Annotated in this window: 21 protein-coding genes; 6 read left to right on the forward strand and 15 right to left on the reverse strand. The window is 65.0% G+C overall.

The genetic code is table 11. From position 1 onward, the window contains the following. Positions 1-7: 7 nt before the first annotated feature. The 5 genes from JWR89_RS01065 (at position 8) to JWR89_RS01085 (ending at position 5,286) form a co-directional block, all read left to right on the forward strand. Complete coding sequence (locus JWR89_RS01065; RefSeq protein WP_299710642.1) at positions 8-370, forward strand: response regulator; 363 nt, start codon at positions 8-10, stop codon at positions 368-370. A gap of 141 nt (positions 371-511) precedes the next feature. Next, entirely contained in the window at positions 512-1,360 is an 849-nt protein-coding gene (locus tag JWR89_RS01070) for a transglutaminase family protein (protein WP_299710644.1), read from the forward strand. Between the two features lie 248 nt (positions 1,361-1,608). Then, the gene (locus tag JWR89_RS01075) at positions 1,609-2,898 is read left to right on the forward strand and encodes an amidohydrolase family protein (RefSeq protein WP_299710647.1); all 1,290 of its coding nucleotides are present in this window, start codon (positions 1,609-1,611) and stop codon (positions 2,896-2,898) included. 28 nt (positions 2,899-2,926) lie between these two features. Beyond that, on the forward strand, positions 2,927-4,300 hold the full coding sequence (locus tag JWR89_RS01080; RefSeq protein ID WP_299710650.1) for an FAD/NAD(P)-binding protein: 1,374 nt from the start codon (positions 2,927-2,929) through the stop codon (positions 4,298-4,300). Positions 4,301-4,479: 179 nt separating this feature from the next. After that, positions 4,480-5,286, forward strand: coding sequence for an IclR family transcriptional regulator (locus tag JWR89_RS01085; RefSeq protein ID WP_299710652.1), 807 nt, complete (start codon positions 4,480-4,482; stop codon positions 5,284-5,286). Between the two features lie 12 nt (positions 5,287-5,298). On the opposite strand, the gene JWR89_RS01090 is transcribed toward JWR89_RS01085, so the two are convergent. Continuing rightward, positions 5,299-6,498 (reverse strand): hypothetical protein, encoded by a 1,200-nt coding sequence (locus JWR89_RS01090; protein ID WP_299710654.1) that lies wholly within the window; start codon positions 6,496-6,498, stop codon positions 5,299-5,301. 150 nt (positions 6,499-6,648) lie between these two features. Here JWR89_RS01090 and JWR89_RS01095 point away from each other — a divergent pair, with 150 nt between their 5' ends. After that, the gene (locus tag JWR89_RS01095) at positions 6,649-7,827 is read left to right on the forward strand and encodes a glycosyltransferase family 4 protein (protein WP_299710656.1); all 1,179 of its coding nucleotides are present in this window, start codon (positions 6,649-6,651) and stop codon (positions 7,825-7,827) included. A gap of 10 nt (positions 7,828-7,837) precedes the next feature. Here JWR89_RS01095 and JWR89_RS01100 read toward each other — a convergent pair whose 3' ends face one another. The 14 genes from JWR89_RS01100 to JWR89_RS01165 form a co-directional block, all read right to left on the reverse strand. After that, positions 7,838-8,986, reverse strand: a complete 1,149-nt coding sequence (locus JWR89_RS01100) for a glycosyltransferase (protein ID WP_299710658.1) — start codon at positions 8,984-8,986, stop codon at positions 7,838-7,840. Then, entirely contained in the window at positions 8,979-9,914 is a 936-nt protein-coding gene (locus JWR89_RS01105) for a polysaccharide deacetylase family protein (protein ID WP_299710660.1), read from the reverse strand. The genes JWR89_RS01100 and JWR89_RS01105 overlap by 8 nt, the downstream gene beginning before the upstream one ends. Positions 9,915-10,048: 134 nt before the next feature. Then, positions 10,049-11,548, reverse strand: coding sequence for a lipid II flippase MurJ (locus JWR89_RS01110; RefSeq protein WP_299710662.1), 1,500 nt, complete (start codon positions 11,546-11,548; stop codon positions 10,049-10,051). A gap of 109 nt (positions 11,549-11,657) precedes the next feature. Further along, positions 11,658-12,809: a glycosyltransferase gene (locus JWR89_RS01115; RefSeq protein ID WP_299710664.1), complete on the reverse strand. Its 1,152-nt coding sequence runs from the start codon at positions 12,807-12,809 to the stop codon at positions 11,658-11,660. Continuing rightward, positions 12,809-15,085, reverse strand: a complete 2,277-nt coding sequence (locus JWR89_RS01120) for a tyrosine-protein kinase domain-containing protein (RefSeq protein WP_299710666.1) — start codon at positions 15,083-15,085, stop codon at positions 12,809-12,811. Before JWR89_RS01120 ends, JWR89_RS01115 begins: the two co-directional genes overlap by 1 nt. Before the next feature lie 332 nt (positions 15,086-15,417). Next, positions 15,418-16,131, reverse strand: a complete 714-nt coding sequence (locus JWR89_RS01125) for an ABC transporter ATP-binding protein (protein ID WP_299710668.1) — start codon at positions 16,129-16,131, stop codon at positions 15,418-15,420. Beyond that, the gene (locus JWR89_RS01130) at positions 16,112-16,876 is read right to left on the reverse strand and encodes an ABC transporter ATP-binding protein (RefSeq protein WP_299710671.1); all 765 of its coding nucleotides are present in this window, start codon (positions 16,874-16,876) and stop codon (positions 16,112-16,114) included. The genes JWR89_RS01125 and JWR89_RS01130 overlap by 20 nt, the downstream gene beginning before the upstream one ends. Beyond that, positions 16,873-17,871 carry a branched-chain amino acid ABC transporter permease gene (locus JWR89_RS01135; protein WP_299710672.1) on the reverse strand — a complete coding sequence of 333 codons (999 nt, stop codon included), beginning with the start codon at positions 17,869-17,871 and terminating at the stop codon, positions 16,873-16,875. Before JWR89_RS01135 ends, JWR89_RS01130 begins: the two co-directional genes overlap by 4 nt. Next, positions 17,868-18,737 carry a branched-chain amino acid ABC transporter permease gene (locus tag JWR89_RS01140; RefSeq protein ID WP_299710674.1) on the reverse strand — a complete coding sequence of 290 codons (870 nt, stop codon included), beginning with the start codon at positions 18,735-18,737 and terminating at the stop codon, positions 17,868-17,870. The genes JWR89_RS01135 and JWR89_RS01140 overlap by 4 nt, the downstream gene beginning before the upstream one ends. 7 nt (positions 18,738-18,744) lie before the next feature. Further along, entirely contained in the window at positions 18,745-20,379 is a 1,635-nt protein-coding gene (locus tag JWR89_RS01145; RefSeq protein WP_299710676.1) for an amidohydrolase, read from the reverse strand. A gap of 196 nt (positions 20,380-20,575) precedes the next feature. Continuing rightward, positions 20,576-21,754 (reverse strand): ABC transporter substrate-binding protein, encoded by a 1,179-nt coding sequence (locus JWR89_RS01150; protein WP_299710679.1) that lies wholly within the window; start codon positions 21,752-21,754, stop codon positions 20,576-20,578. A gap of 87 nt (positions 21,755-21,841) precedes the next feature. Continuing rightward, complete coding sequence (locus JWR89_RS01155) at positions 21,842-23,278, reverse strand: glutamine synthetase family protein (protein WP_299710682.1); 1,437 nt, start codon at positions 23,276-23,278, stop codon at positions 21,842-21,844. Positions 23,279-23,399: 121 nt separating this feature from the next. Continuing rightward, on the reverse strand, positions 23,400-24,758 hold the full coding sequence (locus JWR89_RS01160; RefSeq protein WP_299710685.1) for an aromatic ring-hydroxylating dioxygenase subunit alpha: 1,359 nt from the start codon (positions 24,756-24,758) through the stop codon (positions 23,400-23,402). A 40-nt stretch (positions 24,759-24,798) separates the two neighbouring features. Further along, positions 24,799-24,912: a hypothetical protein gene (locus JWR89_RS01165; protein ID WP_366142957.1), complete on the reverse strand. Its 114-nt coding sequence runs from the start codon at positions 24,910-24,912 to the stop codon at positions 24,799-24,801. Positions 24,913-24,918 lie beyond the last annotated feature (6 nt).

The following is a 24,918-nucleotide window of genomic DNA, read 5'->3' on the forward strand; positions in this document are numbered from 1 at the left end:
GTTCCGCATGGGATATGCGCACAGGTCGACCGCTCTGGTTGTCGAGAATGATGAAATGCAGCGCACGCTGGTCAGCCTGCTACTGGAAGAAAGCGAGATGAATGTCATCGAGTGCGACAGCGCCGAGGCGGCTGTGCTGGTACTCGAAGAGTCCGGCGACACCGTCTCGATGGTCTTTACCGACGTGGAACTGGCGGGGAATATGGACGGCATCGAACTGGCCTACCTCGCCAAGGAGCGCTACCCTCAGATGCATGTGGTCGTCACTTCCGGCGCACCGCGGGTACGCCGCCTGCCCGACGGCACGCTGTTCATGGCCAAGCCGTGGAGCCCGATCGATTTGCTGCGCGTGGCGCAACGGCCGCACTGATTGCCATGCCTATCGTTTCCCGAAAGCGACGCAGCGTTCTTACGCTGCTCCGCAGATCCGGGGAACAATCCTGGCACATCGACAAACTACCGGCGCGGTTCTTGCACGTCCTTTTTCGGACGATAGCAAGCGAGGTCCGCGGTGCGTTACAAACTGGGTTGCAGCCTGTCCTACCAACTGGCGTTCGACACCACCTTCATCTTCAATCTGGAAGTTGCCCAAATTCCCAGCCAGACCATCGTGAGTGAAGCCCTCAGCTTCACGCCGGCGGTGCAGCCGCGGGTCTATGCCGATCCGATGGCGGCCAACCGCTATTTCGGGATTGAAGTTCCCGCCGGCGACTTCGCGCTGGAATACAATGCCGAGGTGGACCTCCACGCTTTCCATGCCGATCCGGCGACGATCGATGAAATACCGGTCAATCAGATCCCGCTCGACATCCTGCCCTATCTGTTGCCGAGCCGCTTCGTGTCGTCCGACCGGCTGGCGCCCTATGCGCTGGCGGAATTCGGCGCGTTGCCGCGCGGACATCAGCGCGTCAATGCTATCTGCGGCTGGATCAACGAGCATCTCGTGTACCAGCCCGGCGCCAGCAACGAGCAGACCACCGCCGACGAGACGCTGATGAAGCGCGCCGGAGTCTGCCGCGACTTCGCACATCTCGGGATCGCGTTCTGCCGCGCGCTTGGCATCCCCGCGCGCTTCGTCAGTTGCTACGCCTATGGGCTGGTGCCGAGCGATTTTCACGCCGTGTTCGAGGCCTATCTGGGCGGTCGTTGGTGGCTGTTCGACGCCACACGGCAGGCGCAGCTCGATGGGCTAGTGCGAATCGGCATCGGCCGCGACGCCGCCGAAATCGCGTTCTCGACGCCATTCGGCAACTTTGCCGCCACCGGCATGGAGGTCCGCATCGCCCGCGCCGACGGCGTGCAGGATCCGGGACCGCGAACGGTGGATGCGATTTCGACAGATGACGGGCGGGCGCTGTAGTTTTCACCTCTCCTCGCCCTTTTGCGGGGAGAGGTCGGAGCCGAGCGTGAGCTCGGCTCCGGGTGAGGGGCTGCCAGAGTTCTACTCGCTAACTCCCCTCACCCGGCTCGAACGACCTGCGGTCCTTCGAGCCACCCTCTCCCGCCTAGCGAAGCTTCGCTTCGCCGGGCGGGGCGAGGGAAGAAGGCCCCACCTTGCATTGCCGCACCGCAGCGTCGATAATTCGGCTTCACGATTTAAAGGGCCGCATGCCGTTCGATCTGCTCATTCGCAATGCCAACCTGCCGGACGGCCGCCGCGGCCAGGATATTGCCATCGCCGACGGCCGCATCGTCGCGGTGCAGCCGCAGCTCGAAGGCGAAGCCGGCCGCGTGATCGACGCCGCCGGCCAATTGGTGTCGCCGCCGTTCATCGACATCCATTTCCACATGGACGCGACCCTGTCGCTCGGCCTTCCCCGCCTCAATATCTCCGGCACGCTGCTGGAAGGCATCGCGCTGTGGGGCGAATTGAAGCCGCTGCTGACCTATGAGGCGCTCGTCGAGCGCGCGCTGGCCTATTGCGACCTCGCGGTGTCGCAGGGCGTGCTGGCGGTGCGCAGCCATGTCGATATCTGCGACGACCGGCTGCTCGCGGTCGATGCGCTGCTCGACGTTAAGAAGCAGGTGGCGCCGTATCTCGATCTTGAACTGGTGGCGTTTCCGCAGGACGGCTATTTCCGATCGCCAACCGCGGCGGCCAATCTGGCGCGTGCGCTCGACAAGGGCGTCAGCATCGTCGGCGGTATCCCGCATTTCGAACGCACCATGGCCGATGGCGCCGCCTCGGTGAAGGCGCTATGCGAAATCGCAGCGCAACGCGGCCTGCGCGTCGATATGCATTGCGACGAGAGCGACGACCCCCTCTCGCGGCACATCGAGACGCTGGCCTGCGAGACGCAGCGGCTCGGCCTGCAAAACCGCGTCGCCGGCTCACACCTCACCTCGATGCATTCGATGGACAATTACTACGTTTCCAAGCTGCTGCCACTGATGGCTGAAGCCGGGGTCGCGGCCATCGCCAATCCGCTGATCAACATCGTGCTGCAGGGCCGCCACGACGCCTATCCGAAACGCCGCGGCATGACGCGCGTACCGGAAATGCGGCCGCATGGCATCAACGTCGCGTTCGGCCAGGATTGCTGCATGGACCCGTGGTATTCGATGGGCTCCGCCGACATGCTGGAAGTCGCGCATATGGGACTGCACGTGGCGCAGATGACCAGCCGCGAGGCGATGCGCTACTGCTTCGACACGGTCACCGCCAATCCGGCCAAGATCATGGGACTCGAAGGCTACGGGCTCGACGTCGGCAGCAACGGCGATCTGGTGCTGCTGCAGGCGCGCGATCCGATCGAGGCAATCCGGTTGAAGGCGACACGGCTGGCGGTGGTCCGGCGCGGTCGCGTCATCTGCGAGACGCCGGCGCGGATTGGCCGGCTGGCACTAGAGGGACGGCCGGGCTCGGTCGATCCCGCCGCCTACGCGCCGCCGGAATGACCGGCCCGCTTTCAGAATTCATCCCCGCATGACATCGCACATCCCAACACCCCTCACCGTCGCCATCATCGGCGGCGGCGCCGCCGGTACGCTGGCGACGGTGATCCTTGCGAAGCTGTCGAACATCGGCCGCATCACGCTGCTCGACCGCGACGGCCGCTTCGGCCGCGGCCTGGCCTATTCGGCCAAAGAAAAATGGCACCGCATCAACGTGCCGGCCTTCAAGATGGGCGGCGTCGGCGCCGACGATCAAGAAGCCTTTGTCGATTGGCTGGCGGCCAACAACCATGTCACCGGCCCTGACTATTCGACATCGTTCGTGCCGCGCTTCGTTTATGGCGATTTCCTGTGTGCGCAACTCGCCGACGTCGAGGCCGGCGGCCGGCTGGACAAACGCCACGACAGCGCGCTGGGCGTCGAGAGATGCGGCGCCTCCTATCGCGTGGCCACGGTATCGGGCGACGTCATCGAGGCCGATCTGGTCTTCCTGTGCATCGGCAACCATCCGCCGTCGGGGTTTGCTGGCGTCGAGCCCTCCTTGCGTTCGATCTCCAATGTCTGGGCGGCCGGCGCGCTCGATCCGATCGGCGCCGACGACCGCGTGCTGGTGATCGGCACCGGCGCGACCGCCGTGGACGTGGTGATCGACCTCGTGCATCGCGGCGTCCGCAGCGAAATCACCATGGTGTCGCGGCGCGGGCTGCTGCCGCAGGTGGACGTCGTGACACCGGTCGACCCCGATCCGGTCACGGTGTGGCCGGTGCGGACGGTGCGCGGGCTGTTTCGTTCGCTGCGCGAAGACATCCGCCGCAAGGCCGCCGCCGGGATTCCGTGGCAGACGGCGATCGACAGCTTCCGGCTGCAGACCAAGGCGTTCTGGACCGGCTTTTCGCAGGCCGAACAGGCGCGGTTCTCGCGGCACATGCGCTCGATCTGGCTGGCACACCGGCATCGGCTGGCACCGGACGTGGCCGAACGGCTGGCACGATGGCAGCGCGACGGGCAGGTGCGCGTGATTCCTGGCCGCATCCTGTCCGCAGCAGCGACGTCGTCCGGCTATGACCTCACGATCCGGGCGCGCGGCAACAAGACCATCGCGCTGGCGCCCAACTGGGTCCTGAACTGCACCGGTCCCGAAGAGCGCTACGATCGGCTCGACGATCCCCTGGTGAAATCGCTGCTGGCGACCGGGCGCGTGCGACCGGGGCCGCAGGGCCTCGGACTCGACGTCGATCCCGGCTGCCGGCTGATCGACGCTTCCGGCCATCCGCAGCCCGGCTTCTTTGCGATCGGCCCGGCGACCCGCGGCACGTTCTGGGAAGTCACTTCGGCAACCAATATCCGGCAGCAGCTGGTGGGTGTGGCGGAGACGCTGGTGAAGCCCGCATCGCGGGATAGTTGAGCGCGACGGCGCCTTCAGCTCGCCGGCAGGTTTCCAAGAATCCCGTTGCAAACCATTTTTCTCAATTGCTGAGAACATCGTCTTATTTTATACAACCTACGGGCGGCCCTTCCCGTTCTCGTGAAATCGATGTCCCGTCGCCGCTCTGTCGGACGGCGCTGGTCCTGCCGGAGGTTGCGTTGGCTTACAAGAGAACCGCACTGGCACTGGGGCACAAGGCAGAACCGCCGCGGGCCGTAGCCGCCGATGGCAGCTCGCGAAAAATCCTGCGCGCTTTGCTGGCCTTCTCGGTCGATAAGCCCCGACATTCGGCCGAAAGCCTGGCCGACCAGATCGGCCTGCCGCTATCGTCGACCTATCGCTACATCGGCATTCTGCGCGAAGCCGAACTGATCGACGAGGACGGCCGCGGCTCGTTCGTGCTGGCGCCCCGCGTCATCGGCCTGGCACAAGCCGCCCGCGCTGGCACCGACCTTGCCTCAATCGCACGCCCGCATATGAAGCGGGCCGCGCAGGAAGCTGGGGAGACAGTGATCCTGGTCCGACGATCCGGCGACCGCGCGGTGTGCATCGAACGCGTCGAATCCTCGTCGCGGATCCGGCTAACCTTCGAGGTCGGCACCGCCCTGCCGCTGCATCGCGGCGCCGGGCCGAAGCTGCTGCTCGCCCATCTGCCGGCCGAGGAATGCGACACCGTGCTGGACGATGCGCTCGCACGCGATCCGGCCCTGGCGGGGCAGCGCAAGAGCCTGCAGCGCGAACTTGCCGTGATCCGCGAACAAGGCTGGTCGGAATCCCGCGGCGAAATCACCCCGCATGTCTATTCCGCCGCGGTCGGCATCCGCGACGCCAATGGCGTCGTAGCCGCGGTTTCCTTCGTCGCGCCGGCGTTCCGGATGCCGAAGGCCAGCCAGATCAAGCTGCGCGAGCATTTGCAGCAAACCGCGGTCGATATCACGCGCGCCTATGCGGCGGTGACGTTCTGATCGCTACGGCCGCTATCGCAGCACCCGCAACATGTACGTCTCGTCGCCGCTGAGGCCTTTGACGATGGCCTTGCCGCCGCTGACGGCGATCTCGCGGCGCTTGCCGTCCCAGGCCCAGAGTTCGGCCTCGCGCGCCCAGGGCGGCAGTTGCACTTCCCAGACCGCGCCCGGCGTCCCGGTCCAGCCTGGAAGATTTTGCCAGACCAGCACCTGGCCGGCCTCGCCTTCCAGCGTGTACTTGCCGGCCTTCGGATCGAGCGCGGTCAGCTTCATGTCGCCGGCGATCTGCAGCACGCTGCGTAGCGTCCGGGCGCGCAGGTCCGGCCGCCACGGCGCTTCCGAAACCGCCATCGCATAGGCAGGCCCATCAACGCGGTCGGTGTCGCCGAGATTCCACGGAAATGCCAGCACCGTCGCCGGGCGGCCGTCGGCATGAACGACGCCGAGATTGTCCCACAGCGCCGTCAGAAACAGCTTTGCAGCGAGCTTCGGATCTTCCCAGGCGCTCTCGCGCGCGACGTTGAATTCGGTGGCATAGAAACGGATGTCGCGCTTCACGCCCATCACCGCCTTGACGCGATCGAAGCAGGTCTGCACCGAGAACTCGCGACCTTTCGTCAGCGGGTACCATCTGGCATTGTAGTAGGTATGCAGGTCGATGCCGTCGAGGCGGCCATCCTCCAGCAGTCCGGCGATCGCCGGACCGTAACCGCGCAAGGTGGCATCGCCGTGGGAATTGCAGGTGGCAAACCCGCCCGGCACCACTCGCAAGGCGCGGTCGACGCTGTGAACGCCATCCGCCAGCCCCGCCAATGCGTCCCTGTATACGTCACGCGGAATGGTCGCCTGCACGTCCGGCTCGTTGATGGCGGTATATACTTCCGCGCCCCAGTTCTTGATCCCGTTAGCAAGCGCCCATTCACCATTCGGCCGAAAACGTCTGGCAAATGCCTGTCCCGCCGCAAACCAATCGTCGTACGATCCGGTAGGCTGTGGCGGCTGCAGGTTTTGATAGCTGCCTTCATACTCGAGCAGAATGACCGGGGTGATGCCTTGCTGGTAAGCTTCCAGCATGGCGGCATCGAAATTGTCGGGGATCGGCTTGCGGTCGAGATCGCGCCAGCCATAGGAGTCCATGCGTCCCAGCTTCGCGCCGACGCCACGAAGCGCGGAGTACAATTGAGCGGCGGGCGCGCCCGTCAAATGTGTCACGATGTTTCCGCCGCCGATGCGGTACCGCAAGGTTGCATCGGCCGATATTGTTTCGGCCTTCGAAGCCTGCGATAGCAAAGCAGACATTAAGACCGCGGTTACCATTAGATTGCGAAATTGTTTCATTCACCTCTTATATAGCGTTCGGCCATGACAATCGAGATCGTCCAAATTGTCCAGGAGTTGAGTACGACCGGCGGCGTCGAAAGCGTTGCCTACGAGTTGGCGCGCGCCTTCAGCCGCGCCAAGATCGTCAACACCGTGCTGGCCAGCGCGGTCGGCGGGCCGGTCAGCCCGGGCACCGCTATCGAGCGTATCGGCCCCTGGCTGTCGCGCGTTCCGACCCGCGGCATCTTTCGCTATCTCGGCCGTTTCCTGGTGGTTCCGACCTTCACGATTCTGGCGACGCGAGCCGTGCTGCGCTACCCCAAGGCGGTGGTCATCAGCCACGGCGACAGCCTGAAGGGCGACGTGCTGATAGTGCACGCGGTCAATGCGCAGAGCCTCGCAGAGAAGCGGAGCGCTCATCTGTGGTTGTGGCTGCTCAACCCTATGCACCTGTGGGTCGGCTTGCGCGATCGCTGGATGATCGGCGGCTTGCGCTATCGCATGTATGTCGCGGTTTCGCCGCGCGTCGCCACCGAATTGCAGGAAATCTACCACGTGCCGCCGACGCGAATCCGCGTAATTCCGAACGGTATCGACCTCGACCGCTTTGCCCGCGACACTGCGGCCGGTTTGGCTATCCGCAGGGAGTTCGGCATTCCAGCCGATGCCAAGTTGCTGCTGTTCGCCGGCCACGAATTCCGCCGCAAGGGGCTGGCTCATGCGATCGGCGCGCTGGAGCGCCTCGGCCCCGACGTATGGCTGCTAGTGGTCGGCTCCGACAATCCCGCGCCGTACCGCAAGATGGCGGCGACCTCCGCCGGCCGGCTGGTGTTCGCGGGATCGCGCACCGATATGCCTGCGTTGTACGCGGCTGCCGATGGCCTCGTGCTGCCGACGTCCTATGAGACATTTTCGCTGGTGTGCATGGAAGCGATGGCGTGTTCGCTACCCGTATTCGCCACGCCGGTCGGCGGCATCGAGGACTATCTGGTGAACGATGTGAACGGCTACCAGATCAGGCCCGACGCCGACGATATCGCCAGCAGGGTCGCGCAAGCTTTTGCCGATCCCGAGCTGACCATCCGCCTGCGCGAGGGCGCGCGCGCCACCGCGCTGAACTACGGCTGGGACCATGTCGGCTCGCGCTATATCGAACTACTTGAGCAGGTGCAGGCATCGAAGGATGAATTTGCCCACGGCGCGATGACCGTCGGCGCCTGAACGACAGCATTCAGGCGTTGCGGCTTTGTACCGCTGCCATACAGGCCGCCAGCAGATCGTCGGCTACAGCACCATAGGTGAAACGGTTCTTGACGTTGGACTGCGCGGCGAATCCGTGGGCCTGCAACGACTGCGGCTGGGACATGATGACGTCGAGCTGTTTCGCCAGCGCCGCTGGATCGCGCTCCGGGACTATCCAACCGCCGTCGCCGACCACGTCGGGAATGGCGCCGCTCTGCGACCCGATCACCGGCACGCCACAGGCCTGGGATTCCACGATGACGCGGCCGAACTGCTCGCGCACCGATCTGGTGGTGCGGGTCAGCAACACCGTGGCATCGAGGCTGCGCAGGAACGCCGCGACGTCGGCCGGCGTGCCCCAACCGCGGAAGCTTACCCGATCGGATAGCCCAAGCTCGGCCACGCGCTGCCGCAGGCGCTCTGCGTAGGGCCCCTCGCCCATAATGGCGAGCGATACCGGCATCGCCGTCAGCATCATCGCCTCGAGCGCATCGTCAAGGCCCTTTTCCTCGACCAGCCGTCCGACATATCCGATGCGAAAATCTGGCCAAGTGGTGCGCGGGATCGCCGGCTCGACGCCGGGATGAAAGTTCGACAGATCGACGCCGTAACCGATCCGGCTAACCGGTCCGAGATAACCTCTGGCGCGCACCACCGCCGTGGCATCCGGGCTGCGCGACAGCACGTGATCGGTGTTGCGCAACACCTGTTTGCGGATCCATTCGAACGGTGGCGGCAGCCGCTTCAGAATATTCTGGTCGACCTCCATCACCAGCGCTGCTCTGCCTTTCAGCACCCGAGCCTGCAACGCCACCACGCCCCAAGGCTCTTCCCAGAGATGAATGACGTCGGGCTGCAGCTCGCGAATGAGCCGACCCAGCCCGGGATAGAAATGCAGATACCAGCTCAGCGGGCCGGCGCGCGCCAACCGGATCGGCAGCACGTGCAGCGTCAACCGCGGGTCGCTGGACGGCGCGGCCACCATGGTCCGGCCGAACTCGTGCCAGACCGCGGGTATGACAAGATGCACGTCGACGTCGTCGCGCGCGGCCATCTGGTAATAGCGAAGCCGGCCGCCATCGCTACTGACCGCCGGATGCGCTATCGACAGCAGCTTCAATCGTCGTGGGTCAGACACGCCCCATCATCCTCGCCGCGGCACCGGTCACCCCCGTGAGATGCAGTTCCATGGCCGCGAGGCTGCGGTGCGCGCCGTTGATGGTGTTGCGCGGCAGGCTGTAGTCTTGGTGGTCTCGCCGCACCAGACCCTTGCGGGTGGTCGCCGCGCTGGCAAAGCCGGCGGCGCGTGCGATGTCGAAATCGCGCGGACCGCAGTCGCCGGAGCGGCCGAAGGGAAATGCGAAATGCTTCGCGGCGACGCCAAGCCGCTCGATCAGCCGGTCGCGGCTACCCTGCAGTTCGGCGCGAGCATGTTCCGGCGATAGCGACGAGATCCGCGGATGGCTCACGGTATGGGCACCGATTTCCACCAGCGGATCGTCGCGCAGCGCTTCCAGCATCTGCCAGCTGATCGCGTGCTTCCAGTGCATGGCCTCAATATCGACGCCATTGAGCTTGCAGAACGTTGCGTAACGCGCCGCGGCCTGGGGACCGTCCCACGACGAGGCGATGCGATGAAACGCCTCCCGCTTGGCTTCCGCAGTGGGCACGTCGATGGCGCCGTTTTCCAGCGTCACGCGATCGTTATTGAGCAGCACGTCTTCCAGCCCGGCAGCCCATAGCGACAGCGTGCCGTCGGGAATTCCGGTGGTGACGAACAGCGTAACCGGCGCATGATGACGGCGGAACAACGGCACTACCTGCTCATAAGTGTCGCGATAGCAGTCATCGACGGAGAAGTTGATGAAGCGGTCTTTGGGACTGCCGAGCTTGGAACGGCGCAGCGCCTCTTCCATCGTCACTATGCTCCAGCCGCGCTCGGCCAGATAGGTCAGGAACTGATCGAGGAAACCGAGATCGAGATAAAAATCGCGGTTCGGTAGCCGCTCCCAATCCTGCGACGACGCTCCCCGATGAAATGTCGTCAGGCAACCGCGCGAGCTCATGAGTAAATCGGCGGCCATGGCGATCGGCCGGACCAACGTCTCGGACGTAGCCACTCTTTTAGCGACTCCCAGCAATAAATTCTTCATCAAAATCCTCGTGCGACAATCTGCTTTCTACGAGAAGAATAAAAGATTCAAACCTGCAAAACCCCACGTACGCGCGCATATGCCGCAACATAAAGACCTGGCATCAGCAGCGCGACCGCAAGGGCGATACATGCCATATAGGCGACGCCGCCGGCGAACAGCCGCTGAAAGGTTCCATCGAAGTGCTGGTGAACTTGCCAGCCCAGTAACGCCATCAGCGCTGCCGGAAAACTTGCGATGAAAATCAGAAACAGCAGCTTGCGCCGCGAATCGAGTGCGATAACGACGCCGGCGAGCAGAATGATACCACGGACGGTTTCACCCAGTCCAAGTAGCAATGTGCCGGAACCGCCCGCATCGAGAATATAAAATGTCAGAAGGTTAACCGCGATATTAACCGTATAGGCCGTGACAATGATGACGGCCGCCGCAAAGTTGCGGCCCGCGCCATTGAGGATGCGGATCAGGATCCAGCCGAGCGTCGCCGCCCACAGGCCGACCGCGATGCCGCGCAGCGCCCCACTCGTCAGCAACAACGCCTGCTCGTTGAAGGCGCCGCGAAAGAACACCAGCCGGACGATCTCCGGCGCAAACATCACCAGGAACATCGAGGCCGGCAACGCCAGCGCGAGGATCGGTCGGGCGATCGACTCGATCTGCGCGGCCGGATCTTTCGGCGGGTGGCTCGACAGCACCGCGAGCCCAACCGGCTGGCTGATCAGTAGCAGTGCGCTTTCGGTCAGTGTTCGTGCATAATCGAGCGAGGCGACCGCGCCGGTGGTGATGCGGGACGCCAGCGCGCGCTCCATCCAGACGTTGCCCTGCTCCGCCAAAGGCAGCGCCAGCAGCGGGCGCAGACGGCGCAGGAACTCGCGGCCGGCGGCCCACACCGATGCCCACGTCAGTCCGCGGAAACTCAGCACGCCCTCGCGCCACATGGTGAAGAGACCCCAGACGCCGAGCGCGTTGAAGGCGATTGCGAACGACCAGGCGAGGGTGTGCGAGTTGCCCGACATCGCCAGCAAGGCGATCCCCATCAGCACCGCGATATTGAGCAGGCTGGCGCGGATATTGGTGAGCCGCGTGCGCCCCAACGCTATTTCGCCGGCGGCGAGCACGTTGATCATGGCGGAGGCCGGCATGCCGAGCGCCATGATGCGCACGAAATCCAGCGTCAGGTTGCGACCCTCGGGCGTGAAGCCGCCGACGAAAACGTGGATCCATCGTTCGCCGAGTGCTTCGATGATCAGCGTCAGAATCACCGCGATGCCAGTCAGTGCCACGGTGAGCGCGGCCAGACGCCGCGGGCCGTCGCCGTCCTTGAGCGCGTCGCGATGCATCGGGATCATGATCGCCGGCACGCTTTCGTTCTGCAGGAACGCCAGCGGCAGCATCACTGCCGTGGCCGCACCACGGAAACCGTCGGCCACCAGCGAGGCGCCAAGCACCTGCGCCATCAGGATCTCGCGGCCGAACCCGAGTACCTTGCTGGCCAGGGCGCCGCTGATCAGGGCCGCCGTGAAGCGGTGCATCGAAGTCTGGGCCAAGGCTATTCCGCCGCTGCTGGGAGGATCGGGGCGTCGCCGGCCAGGCGACGGCGACCTTCCGGCCCCGCGCCGGCCAGACGCTCAGCCTGAGACTGGAGCACCTCGGTATTCACGACACGTCTCCTGCTGTCGTATCAATGATAGCAGAAATCGTCTGCAGCATCTGCGCCTTGCCGTAGTGCGCGCGTGCCCGCGCGTCGGCATAGGTCAATTGCGCCGCCAGTTCGGGCGGATGCGACATGACGGTACGGATGGCGGCAGCCAGCGCACCGGCATCGCCCGGCGGCACCAGCGTTCCGGCGCGGCCGGCTTCCAGAATATCGGAGGCGGCGCCGGCGTCGGTGGCAATCACCGGCACGCCGGCCAGCATCGCTTCCACCAGCGTGCGGCCGAACGGTTCGGGATCAATCGAGGGATGGATCACCGCATCGACGGCGCTCATCAGCCGCGGCACGTCGCTGCGCTGGCCGAGAAAATGCACGCGGTCGCCGAGACCGAGATCATCGATCATCTGGTGCAGCCTGGTTGCATAGGCCTGTTCGCCAAACAGCGCGTCGCCGGCGATGATGCAACTGACGCCCGGCGCCTGGGCCAGCGCCTGCAGCACCACATGCTGGCCCTTCCAGGCGGCGAGCCGGCTGAACACGCCGACCAGCGGGCCGGCGGGCAATTTCAATTCCTGGCGAACTTCGGCCGGAGACTTCGCCTCCCGCGCAATATCGAGGCCATTGGGAACGACGGCGATCAGATCCGGTTTGCCGCCTTCGGCGATGAAGGCATCGGCGCAGGCCTGCGACGGCACTACCGCCCTGCTCGCGCAGAGGTTCGCCAGGGTGACTTGCACGCGACGCTGCATGGCGCCGAAATGCGCGCCGCTGATGATATCGTGCAGGTGCCAGATCAGCGGTCGGCGCGCGATTTTTGCAGCGATCGCCGACAGCACGAAGGCCTTCTGCGAATTGGCATAGACCACGTCATGGCGGCGCGCGGCGCGGATCACTTCGACCACGATGGCCAGCAGCCGTCCTATCAGCGGAATGACTTTCAGCACCGAACTGTCGCGGCGGACCTGAGCCAGCCCCTGCCCCCAACGCGACACTGCGACCTTGAGGCCGCGGCCGGCCAGCGCCGCCGCCAGCGGTCCATCCTCGAAAAGGAAGGCGGATTGCCCGGCGAAGGGCTCGACGATATCGAGCAGGACCAGTTCAGCGCCGGAAATCGAGCCGGTGTGACAGACGAACAGCACCCGAGGCGCAGCCATCAGATCGCCCCGGCATAGGCATTCTGGCCGATCGGTGATGACGCCGGGCCAGCTTCCGCGGCCATGGTGATGGCAATGCCGAACACCTCGCCGCCGGCCTTCCGGATCGCGCTGCAGGCGGCAACCGCCTGCCCCATCGAGGAACGGCCCGAGCGCATGCATAGCAGCACGCCATCCACCTGCCGCGCCAGCACGCCGATGTCGGTCTCGATGCCCGGCGACGGGCCGTCGATCAGCACCACGTCATACGACTGGCCCCACAGCAGCAGATCGGCCAGCGGCTTGCGCATCAGCAGATCGGACGTCGCCGCCAATGGGCCGGCTGCGATGGCATCCAGGTTCGGCGTTGCGGTCTTGACCATGGCGTCGCGCGGCAGAATGTCGCCGCGAAGGATGCCCTGCAGACCGAGGCTGGGACGTAGCCCGAGCGCGGTCTCGAACTTCGGCGTGCCGATATCGCATTCGACCACCAGCACGCTGCGGCCCGTTGCGGCCAGGTGCTGCGCCAGCGCCAGGGTCAGGAACGTCTTGCCCTCGGCAGTCGCCGGCGAGGCGACGAGAATCTTGCGCCGGCTACGCGAGCTGCCCGCGACGAACAGCGCCGCTGCCAGGTTGCGTAGACCGTCCTGATAGGCGCTGTCCTGCTGTGCGAGCGCCAGCGCCTTCGCCAGCGACGAACCGGATTGCGCGGTCAGAATCGCGCCGATCGGCGATTCAGAGGCATCCTTCTTCACCGCCGGAAGCCGCGCCAGAATCGGCGCACCGGTGACGACAGACAATTCCGATGACGAGCCGGCCATCGGTGGCGCCGCGCGTTCGGGCACCGTGACCGGCCGGGCTACGGCGGCGGCCACCGGGACCACCGGCGGCGCACTTGGAGGCGTTGGGGCTTTCGTCCGCGCCGGCATCGCGATCTGCATCCGCGGCAGCTTGCCGAGGTTGACGCGGTCACCGAACAACGCCGCGGCCAGCCCCAGCAGCAGGCCGATGGTGGCGCCGGCCGCCAGGAACGGCGCCTTCTTCGGGAAGAACGGCTTGATCGGCATTTCGGCCAGGCTGACCAGCCGGGTGCTGCCGATCAGCACGCGGCGCTCGGTTTCCAGCTCGCTGGCGCGCTTGTAGAGGTCGGCATATTGCTGCCGCTTGATTTCGGTGCTGCGCACCATGCTCTCGATCGAGGCTTCGTCCGAGGTCGCGGACCCGACTTCCGCCTTGACCGCCTCCATCTGCTTCTTCAGCGACGTCACCAGCAGATCATTGGCGTCGTAAGCCTTCTGCGCGCTGATCGCGATGCTCGACACTTCGGTCGCCATGCGCTCCTTGATCGAAGCCGCCTCCTGCTCGAGCGCGCGCAGCGATGGATGTCGCGGCCCCAGCACATTGGCCTGGCTGGCGAGCTGCGCGCTGACCACGGTAAGCTGCTGCTTGAGATCGGCGATCGAGCGGTTCGACAGCACCGACGGCGCGTCGCTGGCGCCACGCGACTGGTTGGCCTTGATTTCCTGCAGCCGCGCCGCGGCTTCCGCACGCGCGGTCTCCGCCGTCGAAAGCTGCTGGCTGATGCTGGTGAGGCGTTCCGAGCTGATCGGCGCCAGCGACCCGCGCATCAGGCCCTTGGCGCGGCGGAACGCCTGGATCTTGGCGTCGGCCTCGCGCAGCTCGCCGTCGAGCTGGCGGGCTTCCTTCCAGAGATAGGACGCGGCGGTCTCGCGGCTGTCGGAACCGGCGGTGCGCTGGTCGTCGAGAAACGCGTTGGTCAGCGCGTTGGCCATCCTCTGCGCCACTTCGGGTAGCGGCGACTGGTAGGAGATGTTGATGACGCGGGAACGGCCGACCGCGCCGATCGAATAGTTGGTCTGGGCATAATCGACGAAGGCGCCGCTATCGGACTTCAGCTTGTCGCAGCCGGACCCGCCGCGGACGTGACATTCCTCTGTTGCCGCTTCGAGCACGCCGGGCACCGCCATCGCCAGCCGCATCACCCGCGGCGATCGCACCACCAGCAGCTGGCTTTCGAGATCGGCGGGATCGCCGATCTTCTGTGCCCACGCGGCCGAAGCATTGCTGTTCGCAGGTTCCTGTTCGGCGACGATCACCGAACCCGTGGCAAGATAACGCACCGGCAGCACCACGAGGGCGACTACCGTCAGCACCATCACGCCGCAGAACACCCCCGCGAACAATTGCCGATGCCGCCATACGTTCTGTAGCGGCCCTCGTCCCTCGACGGTCTCGGCGGTTGCAGTGCTATCAATGGTCGGGCGTTGGCTGAACATGCGCGTCAGACTGTCTTGTTCAAAGGGGCGGACGCGTTGCAGCGCCGATGCACGCCACCGCCGACCGACCACCCGTGAACTGGCGCAACACGCATCTTAAACCCCTTGCGAGCCGGCCTGAGCAATAGGAAAGGACCACCGCATGCACGGGTCAGCTGTCCGCCGATTTACCGATGTTTTGGTTAAGAGCAGGTTTAGAATGGAATTTGCAGGTAACCGCTTGCCTAATTGATAGGCTCCGACGTCGCGTTTTGCCGGTGCGCATCACTCATAGGCGGGCCTTTTACGCCGGAAACCAAATTGCGGAGCTTCGGGAAACGTATCCCCGCCAACTAGTGGATCCCGACGCCGACGAGCCGATCGACGAGCGCACGGTCCGAGATCAACTCCGCCGGCGCTCCGGTCCAGCTGGTGCGGCCGCGCTCCATCACCATCACACTGTCGGCGAAATCCAGCGCGCGCTCGATCTGTTGCTCGACCAGGATAATGGTGACCTCCTTGGTGGCGGCAAGCCGCGCCAGCAGTGCCATCAACTCGTCGCAGATCACCGGCGCGAGACCCTCGAGCGGCTCATCCAGCAGCAAAACCTGCGGCTTGCCGAGCAATGTGCGGGCCATCGACAGCATCTGCTGCTCGCCGCCTGACAATTGCTTGCCATAGTTGCCGCGGCGCTCGCGCAGCCGCGGAAACATCTCGTAGGCCTCGCCCAGCGCCGACGCCGGCCGGCCTTTCAACCCGGTGCGCAGGTTTTCCTCGACGGTCAGCGACGCAAAGATATCGCGCGTCTGCGGCACGTAGCCGATTCCGCGATCGGCACGCGCCGAGGTGCGCTTTCCAGTGACATCTTCATCGCCGATCCTGATCTGGCCGCCATGGCGCGTCGACAGGCCCATCAGGGTCGCCAGCAGCGTGGTCTTGCCCATGCCATTGCGGCCGAGCACGGCGAGACGGTCGCCGGCCTGCACCGCAAACGAGATGTCCTCGATGATCCGCGTCGGGCCATAGCCGGCGCAGAGGCCGGTGACTTCAAGGGACGCGGCGGGCATCGGCATAGCTCCCGAGATAGGCACGGCGCACTTCGTGGTCGGCGGTGACGTCCTTCGGCGATCCCTCGAAGATCAGCCGGCCGGCCGCCAGCACCAGCACGCGAGTGGCGAACTTGAACACCAGATCCATGTCGTGCTCGATCATCAGCACGGCGATATCCGCAGGCAACTGGTTGATCGCGTCGAGAATCTTCGGCGCCTCGTCGTGCGGCACGCCGGCGGCCGGTTCGTCCAGCAGCAGCACCTTGGGGCGCAAGGCGAGGCCGATGGCCAGCTCGATCAGCCGTTGCTGGCCGTAGGCGAGCTCTACCACCTTGCGATAGGCCAGACGATCGAGGCCGAGATTGGCCAGGATCTCGCTCCACTCGGCGCGCACGTCGGGCCGCTCCGTCGAAACCGAAAAGAACCGCTTGCTGATGCGCCTGCGCTGCATGATCGCCAGCGCGACGTTGTCGGCCACGGTGAGATTCTGGAACAGCCGCGTGGTCTGGAAGGTGCGCACCAGGCCACGCTGCACGCGCTCGGGGATGCTGAGGCCATTGATCTCCTCGCCCGATATCAGGAACTGGCCGGCGCTCGGCGCGATGTCGCCGGTGATCAGATTGACCAAGGTGGTCTTCCCGGCGCCGTTCGGCCCGATCAGCGCGACGCGGTCGCCGGCGCCGAGTGTGAAGCTGACGTCGTCGGTGACCCGCAGGCCGCCGAACGACCGCGAGATGTTGCGCGCTTCGAGCAAGGCGGTCATGACGCCCTCCCCTTGGTGAGCCGGCGCGCCAGCGACAGCGCTGGCTCGATCAGGCCCTTGGGCGCGAACACCACGATCAGGATCAGCAACAGCCCGACCAGCGTCATCCAGTGGAATGGGTTGGCGGCGGCGACGATGTGCTCGAAGATCATGAAGATTATTGTGCCAGCCAGCGCGCCCCACAGATGCCCCGCGCCGCCGAGCACCAGCATCACCAGCACCTCGGCGGAGCGCTCGAAGGCGACGCCGTCGAGCCCGACCACGCCGGTGCTCATGGCGGTGAGCGCGCCGCCGACGCCGGCCACCGCGCCGGATACGCCATACATGAGCACGAGGCGCGGATAGACCGCGACGCCGATCATTTTGGCGCGCAGGTCGTCATCCTTGATGGCGCGGCACATCAGCCCGAACGGCGAGCGCACGAAGCGCGTCAGCGCCACGAAAACGATGATCAGGATGGCTAGCGAAAACAGATAAGCGGTGCGGCTGTACATGTCGAAATTGTAGATGCCAAACACCTTGCCGGGCGTGATGCCCGACAGACCGTCACTGCCACCGGTTAGCCATTGCAGCTTGTTGGCGAGCGCCGCGACCAACTGCCCGACGGCGATAGACAGCACGAGTTGCGGCAGCCCGCGAAACCGGGCGATCAGCGCGCCGGAGATCAGCCCCATCAGCGTGCCAGCAAAGATGCCGATCGCCAGCAGCGCGAGCGGATCGGTGACGCCTCGCACGCAGGCGATGCCGGCGGCATAGGCGGCTACGCCGAACTGAGCGGCGTGGCCGAGCGTGGCGATGCCGCAATAGCCGGTGACCAGATCCAGCGACAGCACCAGGAAGGAGATGCCGATCAACCGCGTCAGGAACGCGAGGTCGTCGGGAAACAGATAGTAACCGATGGCGCCAATCACAGCGATAGCCAGCGCGCTGCCGGCTTCCTGCAGCAGCGGAAGGCGGCGTCTGGCGGGCACGTCGTTGGTCGCAATGCCGGTCATGCGTGCGACCTGCCGAACAGGCCGTGCGGGAACAGGAACACGATGCAGATCACCGCAAGATAGAAGAAGAACTCGCCGAATTCCGGCGCCAGATATTTGCCGGTGGTGTCGGCAAGGCCGAGCAGCATCGACGCCGATAGCGCGCCCATGATCGAGCCCGCGCCGCCGACCGAGACCACCACCAGGAACGTCACCATGTAGCGCAGCGCATAAAACGGCTCGATCGGCAGGATTTCGGCGCCGACCACGCCGCCGAACGCGCCGAGCCCGATGGCCAGCGCGAAGGTCGCGGCGTAGATGATCTCGGTGCGGATGCCCAGGGCATCGGCCATGCCGCTGTGATCGACGGAGGCGCGCAGCTTGATGCCGAATTCGGTCTTCTCGATCAGCCACCACAGCGACAGCGCGGTCACGAGGCCGCAGGCGATCACGAACAGCCGGTGCGTTGGGACCGAGCGGAAGCCGATGTCTAGCGGGCCGCTCAACAGCGGCGGCAGCGGGATCGTCTTCAGCGACGGTCCGAAGATGAAATTGACTACGCCGATGATCAGGAAGGTGATGCCGATGGTCATCAGCACCTGGATCAGCGGATCGGATTTGCGATAGATGCGTCGATACAGCAGCAGTTCGAACGGGATCGAGACCAGGATGGTGCCGACCACCGCCAGCAGGATCGCGACGCTGTAATGCACGTGCAGGTCGCGAATCGCGTAGGAGGCAAGATAGCCGCCGATCATGGCGAAGGCGCCGTGCGCCAGGTTCACCACACGCATAAGCCCCATCATGATCGACAGGCCAATCGAGATGATGAACAGCACCATGCCGTAAGCGACGGCGTCGGTGAGGATGCTGAGAGCGAGGCGCATGGTCACCCTATGCCGTAGGCACGGCGGATTGCCAAGCCGGCTGTCGCGCGAGGACATTGTGAACGACTTCGCCGCGTACCATGGTCAGCAGCACCTTGGTCTCGCGCAGCGGCGGCATCGTTGCGGCGAAGATGTCGCGGTCGATGACGATGAGGTCGGCAGCCATGCCGGGCTCCAGCGTGCCGCGCCAAGACTCCTGCTTCATGGCGAAGGCTCCGCCGACGGTATGACTGTGGATTGCCTCGCGGATGCCGATGGCCTGGTTCGGCCCGATCGGCGCGCCGCTGTCGGACGCGCGCAGCACGGCGTCGGCGATGCCGTCCCACGGCGACCACGCGCCGGTCGGCGCATCCGAAGTGGCGACGTAAGCGACGCCGGCGTCGATCACGCTGCGGCCGGGGTAGCACGCATCGCCGCGCGGCCCGAAGGCACCGGCGATGGAGCGCCGCATCCTCGTGAGAAAGCTCGGCTGCGTCACGACGAGCGCACCAAGCGCCTTCATCCGCGCTAGGCCACCGGCGGGCGGCACGAAGTAATGCTCGATGCGATGGCGGGCATCGGCGCGCGGTTGCGCCACATTGGCTATCTCATAGGCCGAGATCACGCAGTTGATGGCGCGGTCGCCGCAGCAATGCACGGCGACCTGCCAGCCGGCGCAATGCGCCTCGACGATCGCGCGCTGCAATTCCGCCTCGTTGCGCATGAAGAGACCGCGCGACGACGTATCGAAATAATCCTCGCTCACCGCCGCGGTGCGGGCGCCGACGATGCCGTCCGCGAAATATTTCAGGGTCATCGACTGCCAGTCGGGATCCTCGGCCGGCATGAGGCCGCGCTCGACGGCCTCAGCGGGATCGAGCTGGTTCATGAAGCCGAGCCGCATCGGCAAGCGGCCGCCCTGGCGCAGTTCGTTCCAGATCGCGAATTCGTCGTCGAAGCCGACGGTGAAGCCGACCGCGGCCTCCACGGCCGCGACGAGGCCGAGCCGTGCGCTGTCGTCGATGGTGGCGCGCAAGGCCGCGATCAGTTCGGCGCGGTCCATCGGCGGCGCGGCGCGAAAGAACAGTTCGGCGGCGCTTTCCTTGGCGCTGCCATCGAGGCGGCCGTCGGGCGTGCGACCAAAACTGCCGCCGTCGGGATCGGCGATGGTGTCATCGATGTCGAAGAACGTCAGCGCCGCGCTGTTGGCGACCGCGACATGCCCGCAGAAGCGCCGGATCATCACCGGATGGCCGGGGATCGCCGCGTCGATTTCGGCCCGCGTCGGCAGCCGGTGTTCGGCCAGGCCGTTCTCGTCGAGACCGGCGCCATAGACCCACTGGCCGGCCGGAATTTGTTGCGCGCGGGCAACCAGCAACTGCAGCACGGCATCGATGGTAGCGGCATCGCGCGGCGTCACCGGGACCTGCAGCCGCGCATGCGCGATGGCGAACAGGTGAATATGCGCGTCGGTGAGGCCGGGCAGCACGGTGACGCCGTGCAGATCGATGGTCTGGTCGGCCGCTGGTGCATCAGCACGCACGCCGGTCCACAGCACACGGCCGTCGCGCACGACGATGCTGTCCGCCGGTGCCTCGTCCCACGCGGAGCGATAGACGCGGCCGTTGGTGAGGAGGATAGAAGGCGTGCGGGCGGCGGACATGGGTGTATGTGGTCTCTGGAGTGGATTCAGTGCACAAAATCGTGTCCCGGACGCAGTGCAACGCGCTGCCCTTTGGCGGCGTGGTGCGCTGCAGAGCCGGGACCGTCCCAAGCGCCGGAGTTTGGGACGTTCCGGGCTCTGCGGAGCAGCATTTCACGCTGCACCGCCTCCGGGACAACTATCAGATAGCGGCTTCTTACTTCTTGCTCAGCGCCCAGTCCGGCTGATCGAGAAACACCGTGTCGCTCTCCTTGTTGATCAGCTTGCCATCGACCTTGGTGACGGTGCGCAGATAGACGTTCTGGCGGATGTGGCGGGTGTCGGGATCGATCGACACCGGGCCGCGCGGGCTGACCCACTTCATGCCCTTGACCGCCGCAACGGCTTTCTCCGGATCGCGCTGGCCGTTGGTGGCCTCGATCATCTTGAAGATCACCCGCGCGCCGTCATAGGCGGCGACTCCGGTCATGGCGACGTCCTCGACCTTGCCGCCGTTCTTGACGATGGAAGCGAGGAACGCCTTGTTCTCCGGGCTGTCGTGCGACACCGCGTAGTGATAGGTCGACAGCATGCCGAGCGCGCTGTCGCCGATCCCCGGCAGATCGATCTCGGTGACCACGTCGCCGGTCGACATCAGCTTGACACCGTCGGCCTTCAGGCCGTTGTCCACATAGGCCTTGATGAAGCCGAGCGTCGGCGGGCCCGACGGCAGGAAGGTGAAGATGGTGTCGGCGCCGGACGACTTGATCCGCTGCATGATAGGGCTGAAGTCGGTGGTGTTGAGCGGGATGCGGATGGCTTCGACCACGGCGCCGCCGTCGGTCTCGAAGGTCTTCTTGAAGGCGGCTTCGGCGTCGATACCCGGGCCGTAATCGCTGACGGCGATGGCGACCTTCTTCGAGCCGTTCTTGAAGGCGATATTGGCGGCCGGTACAGTGTTCTGCCACATGGTGAACGAGGTGCGGACGATGTAGGGGCTCTTCTCGACGATCGACGAAGTCGCGGCGTTCAGCACCACCAGCGGCGTCTTGGATTCCTCCAGCAACGGCGCGACCGCCATCGCATTCGGCGTGAAATAGATGCCGGCGAGATACTGCACCTTGTCCTTGACGATCAGTTCCTGCGCCAGCGCTTTCGACTTGGCGGGGTTCGGGCCTTCCTCGTCCTTGTAGATGAATTCGACGGTGTGGTTGCCCACCTTGTTGCCATGCTCGGCGATGTAAGCGTCGATGCCCATTTTATAATTGGCGCCGAACAGCGCGTAGGGACCGGACATCGTGCCGATCACGCCGACCTTGATGACATCGGCGGAAGCCGTGTCCGTCATCAAGCCAAGAAGTGCCACGGCCAGAATGGAATTCGTGCGCCTGATCATACCCGTCGTCCTCGTTGCAATGTTGAACTCATTCAGAAGGAAGCTCGTTCGCAAAACTGTATTCAATAAACGTGCCGGAATGCCGCGTCAGAACATCTCGAAATATTCGCGCTGCTCCCAGTCGGAGACCTCCGCCTGGAAGCGCTCGATCTCGGCCAGTTTGATATGGGTGTAATAGTTCACCATGGTCGAGCCCATGGCATCGCGGAAGAAGGGATCGTCCTTCAGCGCGAACACCGCCTCGCGCAGCGACTTCGGCAGCAGCGGCGCATCGCTCTCATACGGCGTATCGGCCGACGGGCCGGGATCGAGCGCACGATCGACGCCGTCGAGGCCGGCGAGAATCTGCGACGACATATAGAGATAGGGATTGGCGGCGGGCTCGCCGACGCGGTTTTCCAGCCGCGTCGCGGAATCGCCGGCGCCGCCAAGCACGCGGATCATGGCGCCGCGGTTGTCTCGGCCCCAGATCGCGCGGTCCGGTGCCAGCGAATAGGAGCGATAGCGCTTGTAGCCGTTGATGGTCGGCGTAGTGAACACGGTGGCCGCGCGGGCATGTGCCAAAATCCCGCCGAGATAGCCGCGGCCAAACGGCGACAGCGGCTCGCCCTTGTCGTCCGACATGAATGCGTTCCTGCCGGTGTCGCGCGCCACGATCGACTGGTGCAGATGCCAGCCCGACGATACCACATTGGGAATCTTCGGCCGGCACATGAAGGTGGCGTGATAGCCGCGGCGATGGCAGATCTGCTTCACTGCCGAACGAAACAGCACCATCGAGTCAGCGGGCGTGAGGCCTACGGTCGGCGCAAAGGTGAATTCGCACTGGCTCGGGCCGTATTCGACTTCCACCGAGCGCAGCGGCAGGCCGAGCGCCATCACGTCGCGCCGGATGAATTCGAGCACCGGCTCCATCTGGTCGTAGCGCTGCTCGGTGAGATACTGGTAACCGTGCGACAGCAGGCTGACCTCGGGCGGGCGGCCGGGCTGCCCTGCGTCTTCGGGCGCCATCCGGGTCTCTTCGCTCTTGAAGATGTGGCACTCGACCTCGAGACCGGCGACGAAATCGTAGCCGCGCTTGTTGAGGTCGGCGAGCACCCCCTTGTAGAGGTTGCGGGTGGCGAACGGCACCGGGCGGCCATCGGCGAAATGCACGTCGCACAACAGCCAGCCGGTGGCGGAAGCCCACGGCAGCACGCGGAAGGTCAGGGGGTCGGGAATCATCAGGGCGTCGGCGGCGCCCTGCATTTCCGGAATGCCGAACCCGCCGCCGGCGGTGAACACCGGAAACACCGACTTGTGCGAGGTGTCCTTGGCGAACATCGTGGTGGTGATGTTGCAGCCGTTTTCCAGACAGCGCAGCGCCTCGCTGGCGATCAGCGTCTTGCCGCGCAAAATGCCGTGCTGGTCGGGAAACGACAGCCGGATCACTTCCAGCTTCCGCTCCTCGACGATGCGCCGCAGCCGGACGGCGGCGTCCTTCTGTTCTGCGGACCACAGGCCGTGGCGTTCGACGAAACTCAACGCACTCTCCTCAACCCGTAGGGTGGGCAAAGGCGCTCTTGCGCCGTGCCCACCATTTCACGCTGCGCGTTACATTGGCGGGCACGCTTCGCTTTGCACACCCTAAAAGAAAACGGCATGCTCATTCCGCAGCCGTCATGCGCGTGACCGTGGCCGGCGTTTCGTTCGGCACCGGCGCCGCCCATGGCGCGCCGCGACGGCGGGCGACATCGACTTCCATCCAGTAGGTTTCCCAGCCGCGGGTCGGGCCGATGCCGTCCATGGTGCCGGGACCCTGGATGCTGCGCGCATTGTCGGCATCTAGGAACATCATCGGCTTCAGGCCGCCGGCGACCTTCTCGATCTCCGCGCGCAGCAGCTTGCGGTAGGCGATGATCGCCTTGTCGCTTGATCCCAGATGCTCGCGGGTGCGGTCCTGGATCTTGCCCATCGACTCTACGGCCCACTGGTCGTGCACGTTAATGTCGGCGCCCATGCCGGTATAGGTCTCGTGGGCCTGCTCGTGCGGATCGAAGCCGTAATCGTTGCTGCGGTTCTTTCGCGAGGTGTAGTGCGGTAGCTCGTAGAGTTCGAGGCGCTGGTCGCGCATCTTCTGCTTGTCCACCGGCTGGGTATAGCTGGTGAAGATTGCATACCAATAGCAATTCTCGTCATCCACCGGCACGTGCCACTGGGTGATGGTCATCTCCGTGCTCATGGGAATCACGAAACCATTCGGAAACAGCTGGTTGGTGACGCGCACATGGGTTCGCTCGTCATCGAGCTGGCGCAACGCGATCAGGCGCAGGCCGTATTCGGTCGACTCGACGTTGATGATCGGCCGATCGTATTCGCGCAAGATCTTGGTCATCGGCAGCTCAGAGCCGGCCGAGGCGCCGCGGAACTGCTTGCCGTAGGCGGCCGAGGTATCCTCGTCCTCGAAGAAGCGATGCAGGAACGAGGCATGGGCGGGATCGATGCCGACTTCCAGCGCCTGCAGCCAGTTGCATTCGAACAGGCCCTTGAAGGCGAAAGTGTACTGGCCGGGCGCGGCAAAACAATCCAGCTCCGGAAACGCCGGGGGCTCGCCCTCGCCGAGATACGCCCATAGCATGCCGCCCTTTTCGACGACCGGATAAGCGCGCTGCCTGATGCCAGCGCAGAGCTTCGAGGTCGCGGGTTCGGCAGGCGTCTCCAGGCACTTGCCGTTGACGTCAAACAGCCAGCCATGAAACGCGCAACGCACGCCGCCGCCTTCGAGCCGGCCGAACGCCAGATCGGCGCCCCGGTGCGGACAGTCGCGGTCGAGCAGGCCATAACGGCCCTGCTCGTCGCGGAACAGCACGAAATCTTCGCCGAGCAGCTTGACCGGTTTGATCGGCCGCTCGCCTTCGAGCTCATCGACCAGCGCCGCCGGCTGCCAGTACATGCGCATCAATTTGCCGCCCGGCGCCTTCGGCCCGACGCGGGTGATCAGGTCATTTTGCTCTTGGCTCATCATGGGCAAGGTTCCCCTTCAAACAGGACCGTGGTGGTACGGCTCAACGCTGAAATACGACTTTACCGCCAACCAACGTCATATCGGTCGTGATATTCTTGATCTGGTCTTCCGGAACGCTCATGAAGTCGGCGGAAAGAACGGCAAGATCGGCCAGCTTTCC

The sequence above is a fragment of the Tardiphaga sp. genome, assembly GCF_028290785.1.
GTDB lineage: Bacteria > Pseudomonadota > Alphaproteobacteria > Rhizobiales > Xanthobacteraceae > Tardiphaga.